An 18,027-nucleotide genomic window follows, 5' to 3' on the forward strand; every position below is an offset into this window, starting at 1 on the left:
CCCTAGCCCCTAGTCTCTAGTCCCTAATCTTAACGAAATATACCTCACTAAAACGAGAAATGCTATATAACTTTGATGTCATTATTAACTTCATGAAAATTTAGCTTTCATGCTAAACTAAGTCCAGTGAAAATTTATCAAAGATTTGCTGGGTATCATTTGGATATTAACCAGAGAAAGTTGTCATCAATATATGTTGATAAACAACTTATAAGTTAAAGTCAATAAGCGATAAATACACTAAATTTAATAATTGTCAAAATTGGGTTAGGTGGAGTTTTATGGTCAACAAAAAGCCAGGAACTGCAACGGGATAAAAGGCAGATTATCAAGGATAACAAATTAATATATTAAACCCGTTTTTCTGATAGTTAAATAAAGAATGCGTATAGCCTGGATTGGAAAAAAATCACCCTTTTGTGGCAACGTCACCTACAGCCGGGAAATTACAAATGCCTTGTTAGACCGGGGACACCAAGTTAGCTTTCTTCACTTTGCCCAAGAAGAATCTGAACCTGATAATTGGCCAAACTGTCAAGATGTGCCTTTACCCTTCATTTATAAGTCTCAGGTTTACACAATTCCTACTTTCAAAGCGACCAAGGTTTTAACTCAGTCGCTACGTCGTATTAAGCCCGACGTAGTTCATGCTTCTTTGACTTTATCTCCCCTTGATTTTGTTTTACCAGAGATCTGTGAAGAACTAAATTTGCCTCTGGTTGCCACTTTTCACACACCATTTGCAGGTAAAGGAGCAAAACTCATATCGGGAACACAGCTTTTAGCTTATCAACTCTACGCGCCTTTTTTGGGTAACTATAATCGCGTCATTGTATTTTCTCAAATTCAGCGAGAGTTGCTGGCGAAGATGGGTGTACGGGAAGAAAATATTGCTGTGATTCCCAACGGTGTCGATACTACAAAATACTCTCCTGGATCTTCTACAATTAAAGCAGAGTTCAAAGCCGAACGCTTATTTGTATACCAAGGTCGGATAGCCCCAGAAAAAAATGTTGAACCCCTCCTCCGCGCTTGGAAACAGTCGGAAATGGGAACTGATAGCAAGTTACTAATTGTCGGCGATGGCCCTTTAAAGTCTTCTTTAGAACCTTTTTATAATTGGGAATACGGGATTACTTGGTTAGGTTTTGTAGCTGATGAAAACCGCCGCATCGAAATTTTACGGGGTGCAGATGTATTTATTTTGCCTTCATTAGTAGAGGGTTTATCTCTATCGTTATTAGAAGCTATGGCTTGTGGATTGGCTTGTTTAGCTACTGATGTCGGTGCAGATGGAGAAGTGATGGAGAAAGGGGCAGGGGTAGTTTTGAATACAAAGACAGTGCGATCGCAACTAAGAACGCTTTTACCTCTATTCCAAGATCATCCTGAATTGACAACTCTACTAGGGCAAAAAGCCAGACAGCGTATATTAGACCGCTATACCCTCAGCAAGAATATTAGTTTATTGGAAGAATTATATCAGGAAGTTTTAGTACAACGACCTGTACCTCTTAGCAGGGGAGCATAGGTTTTTAGTAGTTCTGAATGTATCTGGTAATTATCTCAGCGATAAGTGGCGATCGCTGAGAAATTTTGCTTTTTTAACGTGAGTCTCCAAGGAAGGCGCACCAGTAAGAAGGGCAAAGAACCTCTTCCCAATCCTTATTTGACGCAAAACTAATGACAAGTGTTTAGTTAGACATGATATAAGACAATACGGTTCAGTTAAGAACAGAACGTACCCAAAAGTAAGAAAAAACGTAGACCGAAGGGCTTGCCGTAGGCTACCACAAAGGCAAGGCAGCGCGGTCTTGGGGAGCCAGTCCGTTGGGCGGGTTTCCCGACTTGAAGGAACTGGCGTGGTTTCCCCCATGAGCGACTGCCGTACAAAGAACACGTAGACACGAAGTGGCTTCCCGAAGGGTAGTAATAAGAGTTTTAGAGAATCTTTCGCAAGTCCTGACAGGTTTTTGGCACTAACTGAACTGTATTGTGATATAAGAAGAGAAAGCGTAGGCGTAGGCATCGCCTCGCACTGTTAATGCATCGCCTCGTATTGTTAATGTATCGTCCCGCATTGCTAATGCATCGCCTCGTATTGTTAATGTATCGCCTCGCATTGTGAATGCATCGTCCCGCATTGTGAATGCATCGTTTCGTATTGTTAATGTATCGACTGGTACTGTTGATGCATCGCCTCGCATTGTTAATACATCGCTTTGTAAAAATTAATTCGCCTGAGTGCGTGGTTACTCTCAAAGACTTATGTGTACACGCTAGCCTTGAAGGAGAAGGGTTTGGGGTGAGGTCAAAACATGACTATCGAACTCACCTAATTTTACTATTGTGACTTGAGAGAGTCGCGCAAAGATGCTAAATTTTTACGACAAGTCACAGTATGAGGATGATTTGCTCCTAATTGTCGCTCTAAAATATCTAATGCTTGGAAATACAAAGGTTCGGCTTGGTCGTAGCGTCCTTGGGAATCATAAAGTAATGCCAAGTTGTTGAGGCTGGTGGCGACATCGGGATGATTGTCTCCCAGTAGGCGTTGTCTTAGTTCTAAAGCTTGGAGATACAAAGGTTCGGCTTGGTCGTAGCGTCCTTGGGATTTGTAGAGTAATGCCAAGTTGTTGAGGCTGTTGGCGATATCGGGATGATTGTCTCCCAGCAGGCGTTTTCTTAGTTCTAAAGCTTGGAGATACAAAGGTTCGGCTTGGTCGTAGCGTCCTTGGGAGTAGTACAGATTTGCCAAGTTGTTAAGGCTGGAGGCGACATCGGGATGATTGTCTCCCAGCAGGCGTTTCAAGAGTTCTAAAGCTTGGAGATACAAAGGTTCGGCTTGGTCGTAGCGTCCTTGGGAACGGTAGAGTCCAGCCAAGTTGTTGAGGCTGTTGGCGACAGCAGGATGATTGTCTCCCAGCAGGCGTTTTCTTAGTTCTAAAGCTTGGAGATACAAAAGTTCGGCTTGGTCGTAGCGTCCTTGGGAATAGTATAGTAATGCCAAGTTGTTGAGGCTGGTGGCGACATCGGGATGATTGTCTCCCAGTAGGCGTTGTCTTAGTTCTAAAGCTTGGAGATACAAAGGTTCGGCTTGGTCGTAGCGTCCTTGGGAATAGTATAGTAATGCCAAGTTGTTGAGGCTGGTGGCGACATCGGGATGATTGTCTCCCAGTAGGCGTTGTCTTAGTTCTAAAGCTTGGAGATACAAAGGTTCGGCTTGGTCGTAGCGTCCTTGGGAATAGTATAGTAATGCCAAGTTGTTGAGGCTGGTGGCGACATCGGGATGATTGTCTCCCAGTAGGCGTTGTCTTAGTTCTAAAGCTTGGAGATACAAAGGTTCGGCTTGGTCGTAGCGTCCTTGGGATTTGTAGAGTAATGCCAAGTTGTTGAGGCTTTGGGCGACATCGGGATGATTATCTCCCAGCAGGCGTTGTCTTAGTTCTAAAGCTTGGAGATACAAAGGTTCGGCTTGGTCGTAGCGTCCTTGGGATTTGTAGAGTAATGCCAAGTTGTTGAGGTTATTAGCTAAGTCAGTTTCTAAACCCAATTGTGTTTGCAAATTAATTGCTTGCAAATAATATTTAATTGCTAGATTCTCTTCTTGTTGATAATGTTGTGTTTCTCCTTTTTCTACTCGTCTACTATAAATATTTCCTAACTGCGAATACAAGCTACTTAGTAATTTTGGGTCTTGGTGATTATCTTTAGTTTCTATCTGTTCAACCAATCTCTCTAAATCTGCTATTGGTAATCCCGAATATCTACTATCATTTAAATTTACTAATTCATCATTGTTTAATATATTTCTAATTGGTTCAATATCTTGAATAGGAACAATATTTTTGGGTTTGCAGGCAAAATGAAATACCCCATTGCGCCAACTCCAAAAATCGGGAGCTTTTTTGATTAAATTAACTAAAACTTGATTTGTCACCCACAACACGATCGCAAAAGGAAATTCTCGTAGTGCTTCCCTTGTCCATTGCAAATAACCAAAAAACTTTTCTTGTTCAGATTGTGATTCGACTAGCTTCAAAAAATAAAGCTGTTCTACACCTGTAACTGTAATCATTGCGGCTTGATGTTGCTGTAAATATGCTTCGCTTTCAACTAATTGTTGAATCGCAGCTTTCAAGCTTGGTTCTGCTTTCGCTAAAGCGACATGATAACAACGGATATCTGGTTGCAGTTCTGCTTGATAACGAGCAATAATTTCTTGGCGAAAATTTTCATAATCACAAACTGCAATTAGTAAATTTAAACGCCCAATTCCTGCTTCAATGGAAACAATTAAATCATCGTAAGCATCTTGATTTTGTTCATCTAAATTATTTGATGCTGGATTCGTCATCATATCAAATCCTCATCGCGCAACAGTTCCACTACTATAGGATGTACATCGTACCAATTTTTATTATTGCGATATTCTAGAACATACAACCCGTGTAATAAATCCAGAAATTCTTGTGCTTTAGGATCTTCGGGTTTAAAGTTTTGGTAAGTGGTTTGTAAGATTTTATATTCTGCACTGCCCAAAGGTAGAGCAAAATCGTTACGGATGTGATTAATCGCTTGGTCTAAAATATCTGCATTAATCATCACAGCTTCATCTGGTTGGCGGCGAATTAACCGCAAACAAATTCGACAGCATTCGTTAGCAATCCGAATTAATTCCCGCAGCACTCCACCGCTATTTAAAGCAATCTTTTGAGCTGTTTGCGGTTCTATTAACTCTTGTTGAATGCGTTTTTGCAGAATTTCACAGAGAATATCAAACGTTTCTTGACGTGGTTGGGCATTTGGCTGGCGACTCTCACCTTTAGGAAATAACTTCAAAACAGGCATAACCACAACTTGGTCATTAGTTTCGTTTTCGATAATTGGCTTGAGTGCAGTTTCTCGCAGTGCCGCAATCGGAATTGTGTAAATAATCCGAAATCCTGGTAAGCACAGGGCTTTAATATTATCTTTATAAATAGTATTAACAACACTCAAATCAAGCTTATCTAAATCATCAATAATCACCAAGACATCTTTTTTATATGCTATTTGAATCGCTGCGGCAATAATATTTAATTGGGCAACTAATTCTGATACTTTACGTTCAAACTCCTGTTTAATTTCGTAGCGAATTGTCGAATCTACTTTTAATTTAGTGCTAATTGATTTAAATATACTATTTTCGTTAGTTGCTTCAGCTTGAATACTTTTTTCTTCAGTGCGAGTGCGGGTAGCAAACCATTTTTCTAAAGCATCTTTTGTAGATTGGGGAATATTGACTTGGCGTGCTTCTGCCTCCAGCATTAAATTAAGCCCAATGGCAAACAAAATATTGATGTGATTAACATCAGACATTTCGATAGTTTCGGCAATGGAGAAAAACACCACAAAATATCTATCGTGAATGTTGCGGCTAAATTCTGCTAGCAAGGTTGACTTACCACAGCCACGATGTCCGGTAAAAATAATTTTGCCATCATTGCTAGGACTATCTTCCACGAGTTGTTCTAATTCATCAATCGTATCCCCGCCATACTCAACTCGGAACTGCTTTAAGTCTTTTTCTTGTGACAAAGGCAGTAATTCTAAGTTGCGGTAGGCTTCTTGAAAGGACTTTAACAAATCTTTAGACATCGAGATACATCTGCTAAAATGGCGAACTCTATCATATTATGAAAGATTGAACTATCATTTTTACACTTGTAAGTAAATATTGTATTAGTTCTAACTAAATTATCTTCTGGCAAATTGACTCATTTTATTTGTAATTAAAATATAGTTTGTATTTAATGTAACTTCTAATTTAGGAAGTTGATTATTTTGGCTTTAATTAATTTTTTCACAAATATTTTAATACTTAATATAGTAGTAAAAGTTTCTCTGTAAATCTATAAACAGGCTCTAGATTTTACAACCTTATTCCCTATGACGGCAGTTGCTCCACTTGCCCTGAGCGAAGCCGAAGGGATGCCCCATGCCCCATACCCCAAAATCTATTTAACACTGAAGACAAACAAATAAACTTACACAACCAACTAGTGACTTATCCTGTTATTTGGTATGATTTTTATCAATTAATAATTGTTAAATAAATTAAGAAAAAATTAGGCAAATTATTCAAATAATTATCGCTGTTCAGAGAAAATTAAGTTAACCTGGGAATTTAGTAATTGTGAAGAACATATTGTTGTTACTGGGTGGCAACATTAGAGATTCGCTTTAATCTCTATGTAATCGAACCAGCAAGTAAAATGATTAACATAGAATATGCAAGAAGGAAGCTTTATTTGGAGTCATCTAGAAAAACAGCATCGCGCAGTTGACAAATGGGTTGATTGGGTGTGGCTGATAGGGTTGCTGTTGGCGGCAGTTTTACTATTTAGTATTAACCTTGGGGGGCTACCGCTGCGAGATTGGGATGAAGGGACTATGGCACATGTCGCCAGAGAAATTTGGAGTGCGCCCTCAGGTTCTATGCATTGGCTTTACCCAACTCTAGGAGGCAAACCATATCACAACAAGCCGCCTTTGATGCACTTGCTGATTGCCTGGGCTTATTCCTTGGGAGGCGTAAACGAGTGGACAACACGCTTACCAGGGGCGATTTTAACAGCATTTTCCGTACCTTTGCTGTATTGCATTGGTCGAGAAATATTTCGCCAACGTTGGGCAGCGATTTATAGCGCCTTGATTTATCTGACAATGCTACCCGTTGTGCGTCATGGCAGATTAGCAATGTTAGATGGCGCGGTAGTCAGTTTTTTGATGGTGATGATGTTGTGCGTGTTGCGATCGCGCCGAGATTTACGTTACTGTCTGGGTGTTGGCTTGGGTTTTGGGTTGATTTGTTTGACTCAAGGCTTGTTAGGTGCGTTATTAGGTGCGATCGCGATCGTATTTTTATTTTGGGATACACCGAGATTACTCACCAGTTACTATTTTTGGACAGCTATTTTACTTGGCAGTTTACCTGTAGCTTGTTGGTATAGCGCTCAACTATGGCATTATGGTTATACTTTTGCTCAAGTTGGGTTATTCAATCAATCCCTCAGCCGAATTGGTGCAGTTGGTAAAGCAGATACTGAACCAGTTTGGTACTATGTTATCGAACTTTTGAAATGGACATGGCCTTGGTTAATATTTTTACCACAAGCAGCCCGCTTAGTTTGGGAAAATCGTAACCTGAGTTGGGCAAAACTGATACTGGTATGGAGTGGTGTTTTTCTGCTGATAATTTCCCTACTAGGGACAAAACTGCCTTGGTATGTATTCCCTATTTATCCTAGTTTAGCTTTAGCTTTAGGTTCCCAGTTGGCTGAAACAGAAAACTCCCCCTTACTTGAGTCTTATCCTCGTAGCTGGGTAACTGGTTTTTCGATTTTGGCTGTGGTGGCTTCTGCTAGTAGTATTTATTTTAGTGGAGGTACAACGCCAAAAACCGACCTCCAGTTAATTTTTGCAGCAGTAGCGGTGACTATGACTTTGGCAGCGATTTTGGCAGAACGAGGCGATGGGCAATTTCTGAAGATTTTGTTTTGGGGAAGTTATATTTCCCTGCTGCTATTGATGAAATCTAACTACTGGGTTTGGGAATTATGGCAAGCTTATCCAGTCAAACCAGTGGCAGCGATGATAGCACAGGCAAACCCATCTGTAAGTCAGATTTATACATCTTTTCCCCGTCATCGTCCCTCCTTGGATTTTTATAGTGATCGCACCATTATTCCCGCTTCAATTGGTGAATTGCAATATTATTGGCACTACAACGGCCAACCCTATTTTCTCCTGAACGCATCTGCTTTAAACGAGCTAAAACTCGAATCAATGAAGAAAGTTGGCCAAGCAGAAGGTTGGATACTAATTACAAAAGATGCTGATCGTTTATAGGGCATGGGGTATTTGTACTGAGCGTAGTCGAAGTATGGGACATGGTATGTATCATTACGAACTATGAATTAGGTTGCCGAGCGGAGTCGAGGTACGAATTACCAAACACTCGTTTTGCACCTTAGTCAGCATATCTTTGAAAGCGGGAGTATATTCACCATTTTCATCTACAATCCTACGAAGTGTATACTCGCCAATCCGTGGAACTCCGCCAAACCAGACATTCTTGCGTTTCCAAGTATCTCCATTGTCAGAGTTTTCGCCTCGGCACATTGTGGCATCTATAATCCACCTGGGAACCGATATGCCAAATGCTAAAGGTGTAATTTGTGCTTGTTGTAATGTTGCATCTTCAAACTCAATTTTGTATGCAAACTGAGCTAATTTAGCACCAATAAGTAATAACCATCCCAGAATTGAATTATGAAATGTCCATTGCACTGGTGCAAAAACAGGTAGTACCAAGCTATTGTTTTGCGTGTCCCATTCTAGGTTGTACATTGTAATACAATCATCTGGAAGCGGATTGCCATCCATAAAAAACACGCCCTTAAGGACAGATGGTAATTTAGTTTGGGCGATCGGGATCATCCAGGTGGCAATATTGTCAAGTTGCTTGTTCTCGATTGATTCAGCCATATTAATTATTTGTTGATTGTTGAGCAAAGCCTTGTAAGACTAAATCGTTAGGAGTAACAGCAGTTACTTTAGCAAAATCCCACTTGACTTCTGTAAATGAGTTCCATTGATAATTCTTAAACAAATACAAACAGAACATCTTGATTAAGCCAATCGATAAGGTTCTGCCGGGACAGGCTCGTTCGTGTCCTTCACCGTTCCAAGATAAAATATCTGTAAAATCCCGTGTCGCATCAAAATTATCGGGATTTTGGTATCTGTTCGAGTCACGGTTAGCCGTAAATATAGAACCAAGTAAACGAGTACCTTTTTGGAATGGACATTTTTGTCCTCCAATTTCAACCTCACCCGAATCAGTCGCAAGTTGGCTAACAAAGCGCACAGGTGGATAAAGACGAGCTGTTTCTAAAATCACTTGATTGATGAGTGTTGACTGTTCTAGAGCATATTTATTTACAGGTTCGTTGCCACTCCAGACAGTATTAATTTCTGAAATTACGTCATTTCTTAAAGCATTATCGAGACATAAAACTCCAATCACAGATCCCAAAAGGGCGCTTGTCCCGGCAGTTCCGGCGATATGGATCATATCGAACACGCTGTTAGCAATCTGGTGTTCGTTTAATTGATACTGAGCAGCCGTTTCCATGTAAGATGCCCACCGAGGAGATTGTTTGTAGCGCTCAATTAAATGCTGGCGATGTCGAGTACTTGGTGCTGTTTTAATCGCGAGTAGATATTTACTAATAAAATTTGGCAAAGATGCGAGGGGCAAACCTTTGATGTAAGTACTCGATGCAACGATTTCTGATTCAGATAATGAAATCTGCCAAATCAGTTGATGCAAAATCCCCAGCATCATTTTTGGTAAATCTTTGCCGATATGTAATTGTCCTTGTTTGGCAGCTGCTGATAAACTTTGATCAACTAACTTAGCGATCGCCCCAGCGTGTTCATAAGGATCTGGTAATGCTTGCAAGAATACAGCCAGAACCCCTGTATGTTCATTACCATTCATCCCCAAACTCAATGGATTGTTGAGCAGATAACTAGGAGCTAATATTCTAATGATGCCTAAATCATTTCCCCGTACTTGTGGCTCAGTCTGCATTAGTTCCTTGACTTGAGAATGATTGACGTGCATAATTGCTTGGTCTACCGCAAAAAATTTGTCTCCGATATATTGCTTGCGAATATAGAGAAAATCTCTCCACGCCCTCAACATCACTAAAGCTTCGGTGTAATAAAGACGTAAGCGCAAAAGCTTACCAATTGCCGTGTCATAACCAACTTTAGCCAAACGATAAGAAAGCTGAATTTGGCGATCGTGACTTTTAAGGACTTTATCTTTAAGTTCCATAATATTCACCTATGATTACAACTTGGATAGTTCGTATTAAGACTCTTACTCTCTGCGCCTTTGCTTACTGAGCGCAGTCGAAGTATGCGTCTGTGCGTGTTAGCGTAAAGCCTACGGCATAGCTTCGCTTAACGCGTAGCGTCTCGTAGAGAAGCGGGGCGTAGCCCGATAAAAGCAACACCTTTGAAATTAGATATTAATGCTTTGAGGAATTTTAGAAGGTAACAAATACTCATATAGTGGACGGTGCAAATTACGCTTATTTATGGTATCCTCTACCTTTTGCAGATTGTTTTGGAATGTCTGCAATAAAGGTTTTACCAGTGGATCTTTGAAATATCCCTGCGGATAATCACCGAGCCTGTTGTAATATACAGATCCCAGTAAACTCAGCAAATTGTATTGCCGTTGTGCCTGATTTAAGGGTGAAAGCAAATTGAAGTAGTCTTGTTCAGTAACTTCTGTTCCCAAAATTGAAGCTGGCAAATAACCCGCTAATGGTAAGGCTGCGGCATAACCCATTAAATCTTTTTGGGGAAAATTCACCGCCGCATGTTGAGCGCTGGCTGTGAAAATAATCAGCGTCGCGGCATCAATTAAGTAGTTCCGCGTCTGGATGCCGCCATCTTCACCAAAATCGGGCATCCGACCACCATCGTATGCTTGAATTTCGGCTGCCCAAGCTTGGAGGGCTGCATCTTTTTGGATGTCTGCATCTGTAGTGTAGTAAAGTTTCAGGTAGTCTGTAACCCATTGATGAATAGCATCCCAGACCAACAAAGCATCATCCCGGTAGGGATACACAGGTAGCAAGTTGGCATCGTCTACACCACGTTGCTGGAATTGCTTTGGTAACATGGCATTCTTGAAGCCATAGCTTTGCAATCCGTAGACTGCTAAAACACGAGAGTTATCAATCGTTGATGCGAGTAATCTATCGACTCCACCGCCAGGGGTAATTAAGCTACGTTGAGCAGCATCGTTAATTGCTAATGTACCCTCAAAATGCGGGTGTAGTAGCAGTCTTAGAGGATGGCTGAGTGGTAATTGTCGATAAGTTGCTATGACAAAGACACCAACAAATAGATGTGTTCTACTAAGGTGGGTAACGGCTTCTTGAATATTGGCATCTGCAATCTGAACAACTGTTTTGGCAAATAGCCAAGCGTATTTACCAGATTTAGGAGTAACTATGGGATAATCTGGACTTGGAGTTTGCCCACATTGAATAGCAACTGGCCGCAGTAGACGGTTAGGGTCTGAACCTCTAGGTAACGCAAACAGGGCTAAGGGAGCATAAATATATTTTTGCTCACCTGGGTATGTACCATTGATAGCATTCTCTAAAATTTTATAGTCTGCTAGGTATAGTCTGCCTTCTGCTTGAGCTGCTGCTAAGGAATCGTCACTTCCCATTACTGCTTGGTAATGCTCATCTGTGACTGGAAAGCGATCGCCCAGATTAATTACCCGTTCGATCATCACAGGATTGTAACCAGCTACTCGCATGTAGGCAAATACTTGATCTTCTTGGAAATTTTGGGCGATCGCTGGCAATTCGATCATCGGGAACAACTTTTCGTAGTCTTTTAGATTGCTGACATGGCCTGTGGGCTGTCCTTCATATAAAAGAGCAATTACTCGATTTAAAGCATCTCTGAGAATCAATACTCCGTTGTCTCTTAGAAGAGAAAACAACAAATCATCTAGTTCTCGAAAATCTTTGGATATTCCTTTAATCAGAAACTGGGGAATAATTTGTAAAAGCCTAGCAACAATGCTGATTCGGGCTGGTATCGCTCCCTTAATCAATGCTTCAAGGATAAACATTTGGATATCATCGCGGATAGACTGAGAACCGCGATTACCCCGATTGGTGATTAGGGTATTAACGAAAATAGCTCGTAACTGTTCGGCTAATAAACAATACCAATTGGTAGAAAAGCGTTCCGCAGCCGGAACCTCATCCACCATCGCGATCGGCGGAATATGAGTGTAGTTGTATTGATATTCTTGCCTAGCTAAGTCTAGGCTATTAGTGATCGGATTATCTGATGATGCAGCAGTCATGGACACTCCTCGCGTATAGTGGCTCGAAGAGAACTTCAAAAGTTAACTGAAAAAATACCTCATAGAATTTTTTGTTGATTAAGCTGATAGTCTAAAAACTTTTACGACTTCAACAGTCTATAGCTACACTAGTTTGGGTGAGCTAAAAGCATTATCGCAACCAAATTTAAAATTGTGGTTTTTTGAAAAGAAATTTTATAAGATTAGGACTTACGCAAAACTAACGCAATTTCGTCATTACGAGCGATAGCGACGTAATCGCAAAAATCCTGCGATTGCTTCCCTACACTTCGTTTCGGTCGCAATGACGATTTGGGCTTGCGTAAGTCCTGAAGTTCTGAAAAAAGGCAGCTGGGCTGCCTTTTTTTAATGGATATTATTCTTAATTTATTTACTTTAGTAAGCTAATCGTCATTTAAATTGCATCATGTTAATGGTAATAAAAACTGCAAACCCTCTCCCTTGCCCCCTGCTCCCTGCCCCCCTGCGGCCTCAATGTGCAAATTAAATGTTTAACAGCTTAAGTATGCTGTTTTGACTTTTTTTGTGGAGCGATCGCAACCATACTTACAAAGTATCTTCTCAAGCTAATACAGTAGCTACTTGAGGCCAACGTCCTACTGCCTTACCAATCACGGCTAATTCTTGCATCAAGTAATCGAAACGCTCTGGTGTTAGAGACTGGGGGCCATCAGATAAAGCTTTAGTGGGGTTGGGGTGAACCTCAATCATTAAAGAATCAGTTCCAGCGGCGATCGCGGCCATGGCCATTGCAGGCACAAATTCAGACCAACCTGTACCGTGGCTGGGGTCAATCATAATTGGCAAGTGAGTCAGCTTTCGCAATACTGGTACGACCGATAGATCCAGGGTATTGCGGGTGTGCTGGCGGTCAAAGGTGCGAATGCCTCGCTCACATAAAATTACATTGGGATTTCCTGCTGCCAAAATATACTCAGCTGCCATCAACCAATCTTCAATTGTTGCTGCCATTCCCCGCTTCAAGAGAACTGGTTTCGACTGCGCCCCTACTTTTTTCAGCAAGGAGAAATTCTGCATATTCCTTGCTCCTACCTGAATCACATCAGCAATTTCAGCAATTTTATCTAGTTCAGCAGCATCCATTACTTCTGTAATAATGCCCAGTCCGCTAACTTCCCGCGCTTTTGCCAATAATTCTAAGGCACTCTCGCCATGTCCTTGAAAGGCATAAGGTGAAGTCCGGGGTTTATATGCTCCACCACGCAAAAACTTTGCTCCTGCGGCTTTGACACGCTGGGCTGTTTCTACAATCATGGCTTCGTTCTCGACAGAGCAAGGGCCAGCAACAACTACCAAAGGATGATGTTCCCCAAATACAACTTGCCCATCGGGAATATTGACCACAACCTCAGAAGCTTCACCATGACGGTACTGACGGCTAACTCGTTTGTAGGGCAGTTCTACTCGCAATACTTGCTCAATCCAAGGGCTAATTTCTTGAATTTGTAATGGATCTAAATTTGCAGTTTCACCGACTAAACCAATTACTACTTTGTGTTGACCAACAATTTTTTCTGGTGTTAGCCCCCAGCCCATTAATTCCTTGCTAATCCGGTTGATTTCTGCTTCTGGGGAACCAGTTTTCATAACTACGATCATATTTAATTCCCTGATTAGGTTAAGAGTAAATGTGTTTTTTATGTAATTTAATTTAGTGCAATTTATTAAACGCGACAATCTACAGCTAGGCTAAATATCTAGCACTCAGTGGCATTATTACTAAATATTGGGTTTAATAACTGACCATAAATTTTTATTTAGCAATGTTGAAGTTTAAAATGCCAACTTCAACATTTACTTTGGAATTTACCCAACACCGCAGCTACACCCTAGCTGAATGCCAAATCATCATACGTTCTTTTGCCGAGTTTCGCGCCAAACCTCTACCATTCGTCCCCAGTTGGTGCTAAATTCACCTAAACCTAGAAGACTGCCGACTCTTTCTTCATCCCAAGAGGCAGAGAGAACACCATAAGTTATCCCCAATACCCCTAAACCAAATAATCCCATATTCACCAGTAATACAGCGATGGGAGGTAGTTTGATGTCAGAGTAAGTGGCAAGTAGATAGCTCACCACTAAGGAGGCAATACCCAAAACTGTGGGTATACCACAGAACCCGGCCACGCGCCGGATCATCCTCTGGCTGACCACTTTTGGAATAGCCATCTCTTCTTTAGTGTAAGATGGCTGTTTAGTAGCCTGCTTTTCAGAGTTTTTGGGCTGCGCTGGTGGCTTACTTGCAGCTTTTACAGGTTTTTGGCGCTTTTTTTTCGGTTCAAAGGGTAAGCGACCTTCTGAAGGAGGAGTTTCGCTGACGCGATCAGATTCTTCAGCAGACATAAGCGGTAGTTCCTATCCACGAATACCAAGACGAGCAATCAAAGCTTGATACTTTTCCCGATTTTCCTGTTGAACATAAGCTAGAAGACGTTTGCGTTGACCAATGATCTTTAACAATCCCCGGCGGGAAGAGTGGTCTTTTTTGTTTGCTTGCAGATGCAAGGTAAGACGCTGAATGCGCTCAGTCAGCATTGCAATTTGAACATCGGCAGAGCCAGTGTCAGTCTCGTGAACTTGGTAGTTGGAAATTAATTCTTGTTTGCGCTGTTGCGTCAGAGCCATGATCGATTCAAGTAAGATTTTTTCTAAATGTGTGCAGCAGTCTCTCATGATATCACAGCAGCTATTGAGGTGTATGTGGTATTAACCTTGCTATTAAGTTAATGGCAGTTAGGAGCCAGGAATCAAGAGAATTAAGCAAAAATCTTCCTTCACACGCATTCGTGGAGCGTTCCGTAAGAAAGCTTTGAAGATGAAAGTGTCAATGGGATATGAATATCTTGGCTGCGTGGCTGGGCAAGTTGGTAATCATACCACTGTTTCCGATTTCTACTTCAGAGTTGGTAAACCAATCTCTCCAAGAATGAATAGTGGGAAATTCCGGAATATGATATTTGGTTAAATGCTGATTAGAAAAATTGGCTACAACTACAATCTGAGAACCCCACTCATGCCAGCGGACGTATCCTAGGACTTTAGCGTCTGCATTTTCGTGAAAAAATTTGATGTTGTCACTTTGTATGGCTGGAGTTTGCCGACGTAAGATAATGAGTTTTTTGTAATATTCCCATAAGTCCTGATTTTGCTTGTTTGCCAATAAAGACCATGTAATCTTCTGCGGCTGAGTTACGCTTTCACTTTTTTCTTGATATTCACCAAACTCTTCTCCCATCCACAACATGGGTATACCTTTGGCGGTCATTAATAGAACTGCTGCTAATTTAGCTATTTCAAATGCAGTTGTATTAAAAATACCGCGATCGCCTAATTCTCGCAACAGGCGATCGCGATCGTGAGTTGCCAGATAATTGATTACATTGGTAGCAGTGGCGTAACCTTGTTGTTGAGGATCTAAAACTTGCTTAAGATTGTTTAACTCAAATGACTCTCCACAAATATGTGGAATCATGAAGTAGTGAAAACTTTCATGCCAGCAAGCATCTAATGGTCCATCTGGTTTTACTACAGTGTTGGTATCGGGAATATGTTCGGCAATGTTATAAAACTGCTTAGGTTCAGCACTATTTTTCGCTTGTTTAGCTAGCCAGTCGAGAAATTCAAAGTTAGCTAATTGACGAACTGCATCAAAACGAATGCCATCAATGTGATACTCTTCAATCCAAAATCGTACAACATCACCGATATATTTCCATGCAGGCTTAATATCTAGCTTCTCGTCGTAATGATTATAGTTAAATTCTGGCCCCCAATAATTATCAGGGTCTTCTGGATAATGCTGATGCTCGTAGTACCAATAATTACGATCAATTAGCATTAATGGACATTCTTCATCTGTATGGTTGTAAATTCCATCCATGAAAACCCGAATGCCTCTACCATGACATTTGTCAATTAAGTTTTTTAAGTCTTCTGTCAAGCCATAACTGGATTCTGTTGCAAAGAAGTGTCGTACTTTATAGCCCCAGCTATAATCGCCTGGATATTCATTGACTGGCATTAATTCAATTGCATTAATTCCTAATTCACAGAAATAATCTAATTTTTCAATTACACCTTTATATTTGCCTTTTTTATCTGAGCCGACATCGTCATTTGTAAAGTCAGCAACATGTAGTTCATAAATGACTAATTCATGAATATCACTCAATGGTGTGTCATCGTGCTGCCAAACATAAGTATCAACAATACGTTGACCATCTTTAATCCTGACTACACCTTGTTTTTCTTTTTCATTAATATCTGTTGCGTAGGGATCAATCACATCTACCCATTGATCTGGTGCAAAATTGGGGCTTTTCGTTTGCACACGAAATTTATATTGATAAATACCGTCTTCTAGTTCTACTTCAGTTCTGAAATAACCATTTTCATCTTTTGACATTAGCATCTCTTTTCCATCAGAAAAAGAGCCAACTAAGGCAGCTCCTTTGTTACGAGGAGCAAACAAAACAAATTCAATTAAGCTTGCCATATTCAACTGTTATAGAGATTCATTGATTTTTAATATTTTAAAAATATTTTGTAATAAATATTTCTAGCTTGTTTCTCAAGTCATCATAATTAATATCATGTTCGTTCAAATAATCGTCATTTTGATCAAAGATCAGCAATCCAAAAAACCTTGTGATTGCGTCGTTTCATTCGCAGCGGACATATTAAGGGTGATTTGCTAAACATCATATAACTACCTCTTTTATCTCCCTGAAAAAAGGGAAGTACCTTCCTTTTTTTTTCAGGGAGTTAAGAAGAATATGCAAAAAATAAATATCAATGCTCAACCAATTATTGATGGACGACTTGATTTGAATGCATCTCCTAAAAGTTAGCTGCTGATGGAAGCAACTGGTACAGAGACATCTGCATTTGGTATGGAGTTGTCATTGAGAATAGGCTGGCGGGTATTGAGGTCAAATTTATAACCGTGTGGTAAAATATGCAGCTTGGCTCCACAAATTGCTAAAGGTTCATCCTTTAAGATTTCGCCCATGTTGTTATATGTAGCATCTGACTCATCTACTATTGTTACTGAACCTTCTCCAATTACTTCGATTTGGCTATCAGTCACTACCATAGCTGTATTTTCGTCGATACCAAATCCTAAAACCGCAGGTTCTTGAATTAAAGCTGAAATTAAGCGTCCTAAACGTCCACGCTGGGAAAAATGTTGGTCAATTACCACTCCTGGTAAAAAACCAAGACCTGGCCCCATTTCCACAATTTCTATGCGAGGGTTTGTTTGGGAGTCACCTTCCATAATCATTTTATCTGGCATTACAGCAGCACCAGCGCTTGTACCTGCAACAACTACACCTTCTGAGAAGCGTTTGTGAATTGCAGTATCGATTTCAGTACCTTTTAGGATACTAGTAATACGAGCTTGATCTCCCCCAGTAAAAAATATACCAGTTGCTTTAGCGATCGCTCCTAAAGCTGTTGAGGAAGATGCATCATCGCGGGTTTCAGTGTCAATAATGCGTACATCCTCGGCTCCCAATCGCTCAAATATTCTAATATAGTTCTCTCCTACCTCTCTTGGTAGTTCTGTCGCCGCTGTCATAATCACAATATTTGCCTTTGTACTGCCTGAACGTCGCACAAACTCACGTAAAATATGGCAATCATCTTCTTTATCTTCAGCTCCACCAATAATTACTAACTGCCGTTTTGTTGTATTTTCCGTCATAGTAACTCCTGATACAAATTAACTAGTTAATATCAATAAAGCATGACAATTGAATTTAGAGAATCATCCGTTTGACTGATTACGATACAATAAGTCTTTTTCAGCATAAAGATACATGTTTTTGGCATCCTAAATCATTAAATAATGCCTCTAGCTTGGTTTTCTAGAGGCATTATTTAACATTTAACAAATGTATTTCTGCTGTTTTCAGTTTGGGACAATAGTTTTGTTAAGTAATAGCTATTGTTTATTGATGGCAAAGTTATCTATTAATTAATGCCTAAATAGATTGCATTTTAATAGAAACAACCTTTAC

13 protein-coding genes are annotated in these 18,027 nt (G+C 40.4%); 2 read left to right on the forward strand and 11 right to left on the reverse strand.

The annotated features are described in order from the left end of the window. Positions 1-382 precede the first annotated feature (382 nt). A complete protein-coding gene (locus tag QI031_RS24835; protein ID WP_281482265.1) occupies positions 383-1,531 on the forward strand; it encodes a glycosyltransferase family 4 protein in 1,149 nt (382 codons plus the stop codon). Positions 1,532-1,979: 448 nt separating this feature from the next. Here the strand turns inward: QI031_RS24835 and QI031_RS24840 are convergent, their stop codons facing one another. The 3 genes from QI031_RS24840 to QI031_RS24850 all read right to left on the reverse strand — a co-directional run bounded on the left by QI031_RS24840 (position 1,980) and on the right by QI031_RS24850 (position 5,640). Next, positions 1,980-2,207, reverse strand: a complete 228-nt coding sequence (locus QI031_RS24840) for a hypothetical protein (RefSeq protein WP_281482266.1) — start codon at positions 2,205-2,207, stop codon at positions 1,980-1,982. Positions 2,208-2,344: 137 nt separating this feature from the next. After that, positions 2,345-4,360: a tetratricopeptide repeat protein gene (locus QI031_RS24845; protein ID WP_281482267.1), complete on the reverse strand. Its 2,016-nt coding sequence runs from the start codon at positions 4,358-4,360 to the stop codon at positions 2,345-2,347. Beyond that, entirely contained in the window at positions 4,357-5,640 is a 1,284-nt protein-coding gene (locus tag QI031_RS24850; protein ID WP_281482268.1) for an ATP-binding protein, read from the reverse strand. Before QI031_RS24850 ends, QI031_RS24845 begins: the two co-directional genes overlap by 4 nt. 633 nt (positions 5,641-6,273) lie before the next feature. Here QI031_RS24850 and QI031_RS24855 point away from each other — a divergent pair. Beyond that, positions 6,274-7,893: an ArnT family glycosyltransferase gene (locus tag QI031_RS24855; RefSeq protein WP_281482269.1), complete on the forward strand. Its 1,620-nt coding sequence runs from the start codon at positions 6,274-6,276 to the stop codon at positions 7,891-7,893. Positions 7,894-7,947: 54 nt separating this feature from the next. On the opposite strand, the gene QI031_RS24860 is transcribed toward QI031_RS24855, so the two are convergent. From QI031_RS24860 to QI031_RS24895, 8 genes are all read right to left on the reverse strand, one after another. Next, positions 7,948-8,532 (reverse strand): hypothetical protein, encoded by a 585-nt coding sequence (locus QI031_RS24860; protein WP_281482270.1) that lies wholly within the window; start codon positions 8,530-8,532, stop codon positions 7,948-7,950. 1 nt (position 8,533) lies between these two features. Continuing rightward, complete coding sequence (locus QI031_RS24865) at positions 8,534-9,892, reverse strand: cytochrome P450 (protein WP_281482271.1); 1,359 nt, start codon at positions 9,890-9,892, stop codon at positions 8,534-8,536. 189 nt (positions 9,893-10,081) lie between these two features. Then, positions 10,082-11,962, reverse strand: coding sequence for a lipoxygenase family protein (locus QI031_RS24870; protein ID WP_281482272.1), 1,881 nt, complete (start codon positions 11,960-11,962; stop codon positions 10,082-10,084). Between the two features lie 582 nt (positions 11,963-12,544). Then, on the reverse strand, positions 12,545-13,603 hold the full coding sequence (gene aroF / locus QI031_RS24875; RefSeq protein WP_281482273.1) for a 3-deoxy-7-phosphoheptulonate synthase: 1,059 nt from the start codon (positions 13,601-13,603) through the stop codon (positions 12,545-12,547). Positions 13,604-13,852: 249 nt separating this feature from the next. Further along, a complete protein-coding gene (locus QI031_RS24880) occupies positions 13,853-14,347 on the reverse strand; it encodes a PAM68 family protein (protein WP_281482274.1) in 495 nt (164 codons plus the stop codon). A 12-nt stretch (positions 14,348-14,359) separates the two neighbouring features. After that, positions 14,360-14,629, reverse strand: a complete 270-nt coding sequence (gene rpsO, locus QI031_RS24885) for a 30S ribosomal protein S15 (protein WP_214439858.1) — start codon at positions 14,627-14,629, stop codon at positions 14,360-14,362. A 199-nt stretch (positions 14,630-14,828) separates the two neighbouring features. Beyond that, positions 14,829-16,499, reverse strand: coding sequence for an alpha-amylase family glycosyl hydrolase (locus QI031_RS24890; RefSeq protein WP_281482275.1), 1,671 nt, complete (start codon positions 16,497-16,499; stop codon positions 14,829-14,831). Between the two features lie 351 nt (positions 16,500-16,850). Then, entirely contained in the window at positions 16,851-17,711 is an 861-nt protein-coding gene (locus QI031_RS24895; RefSeq protein WP_281482276.1) for a cyanophycinase, read from the reverse strand. Positions 17,712-18,027 lie beyond the last annotated feature (316 nt).

The sequence above is a fragment of the Halotia branconii CENA392 genome, assembly GCF_029953635.1.
GTDB classification, from domain to species: Bacteria; Cyanobacteriota; Cyanobacteriia; order Cyanobacteriales; family Nostocaceae; genus Halotia; species Halotia branconii.

Excerpts from the sequence above, each read along its gene's own strand:
- QI031_RS24855 (WP_281482269.1), top strand. The coding sequence starts at position 6,274 with ATGCAAGAAGGAAGCTTTATTTGGAGTCATCTAGAAAAACAGCATCGC.
- QI031_RS24895 (WP_281482276.1), bottom strand. The coding sequence starts at position 17,711 with ATGACGGAAAATACAACAAAACGGCAGTTAGTAATTATTGGTGGAGCT.
- QI031_RS24865 (WP_281482271.1), bottom strand. The coding sequence starts at position 9,892 with ATGGAACTTAAAGATAAAGTCCTTAAAAGTCACGATCGCCAAATTCAG.
- QI031_RS24890 (WP_281482275.1), bottom strand. The coding sequence starts at position 16,499 with ATGGCAAGCTTAATTGAATTTGTTTTGTTTGCTCCTCGTAACAAAGGA.
- aroF (WP_281482273.1), bottom strand. The coding sequence starts at position 13,603 with ATGATCGTAGTTATGAAAACTGGTTCCCCAGAAGCAGAAATCAACCGG.
- QI031_RS24880 (WP_281482274.1), bottom strand. The coding sequence starts at position 14,347 with ATGTCTGCTGAAGAATCTGATCGCGTCAGCGAAACTCCTCCTTCAGAA.
- QI031_RS24860 (WP_281482270.1), bottom strand. The coding sequence starts at position 8,532 with ATGGCTGAATCAATCGAGAACAAGCAACTTGACAATATTGCCACCTGG.
- QI031_RS24840 (WP_281482266.1), bottom strand. The coding sequence starts at position 2,207 with ATGCGAGGCGATGCATCAACAGTACCAGTCGATACATTAACAATACGA.
- QI031_RS24850 (WP_281482268.1), bottom strand. The coding sequence starts at position 5,640 with ATGTCTAAAGATTTGTTAAAGTCCTTTCAAGAAGCCTACCGCAACTTA.
- QI031_RS24870 (WP_281482272.1), bottom strand. The coding sequence starts at position 11,962 with ATGACTGCTGCATCATCAGATAATCCGATCACTAATAGCCTAGACTTA.
- rpsO (WP_214439858.1), bottom strand. The coding sequence starts at position 14,629 with ATGGCTCTGACGCAACAGCGCAAACAAGAATTAATTTCCAACTACCAA.
- QI031_RS24835 (WP_281482265.1), top strand. The coding sequence starts at position 383 with ATGCGTATAGCCTGGATTGGAAAAAAATCACCCTTTTGTGGCAACGTC.
- QI031_RS24845 (WP_281482267.1), bottom strand. The coding sequence starts at position 4,360 with ATGATGACGAATCCAGCATCAAATAATTTAGATGAACAAAATCAAGAT.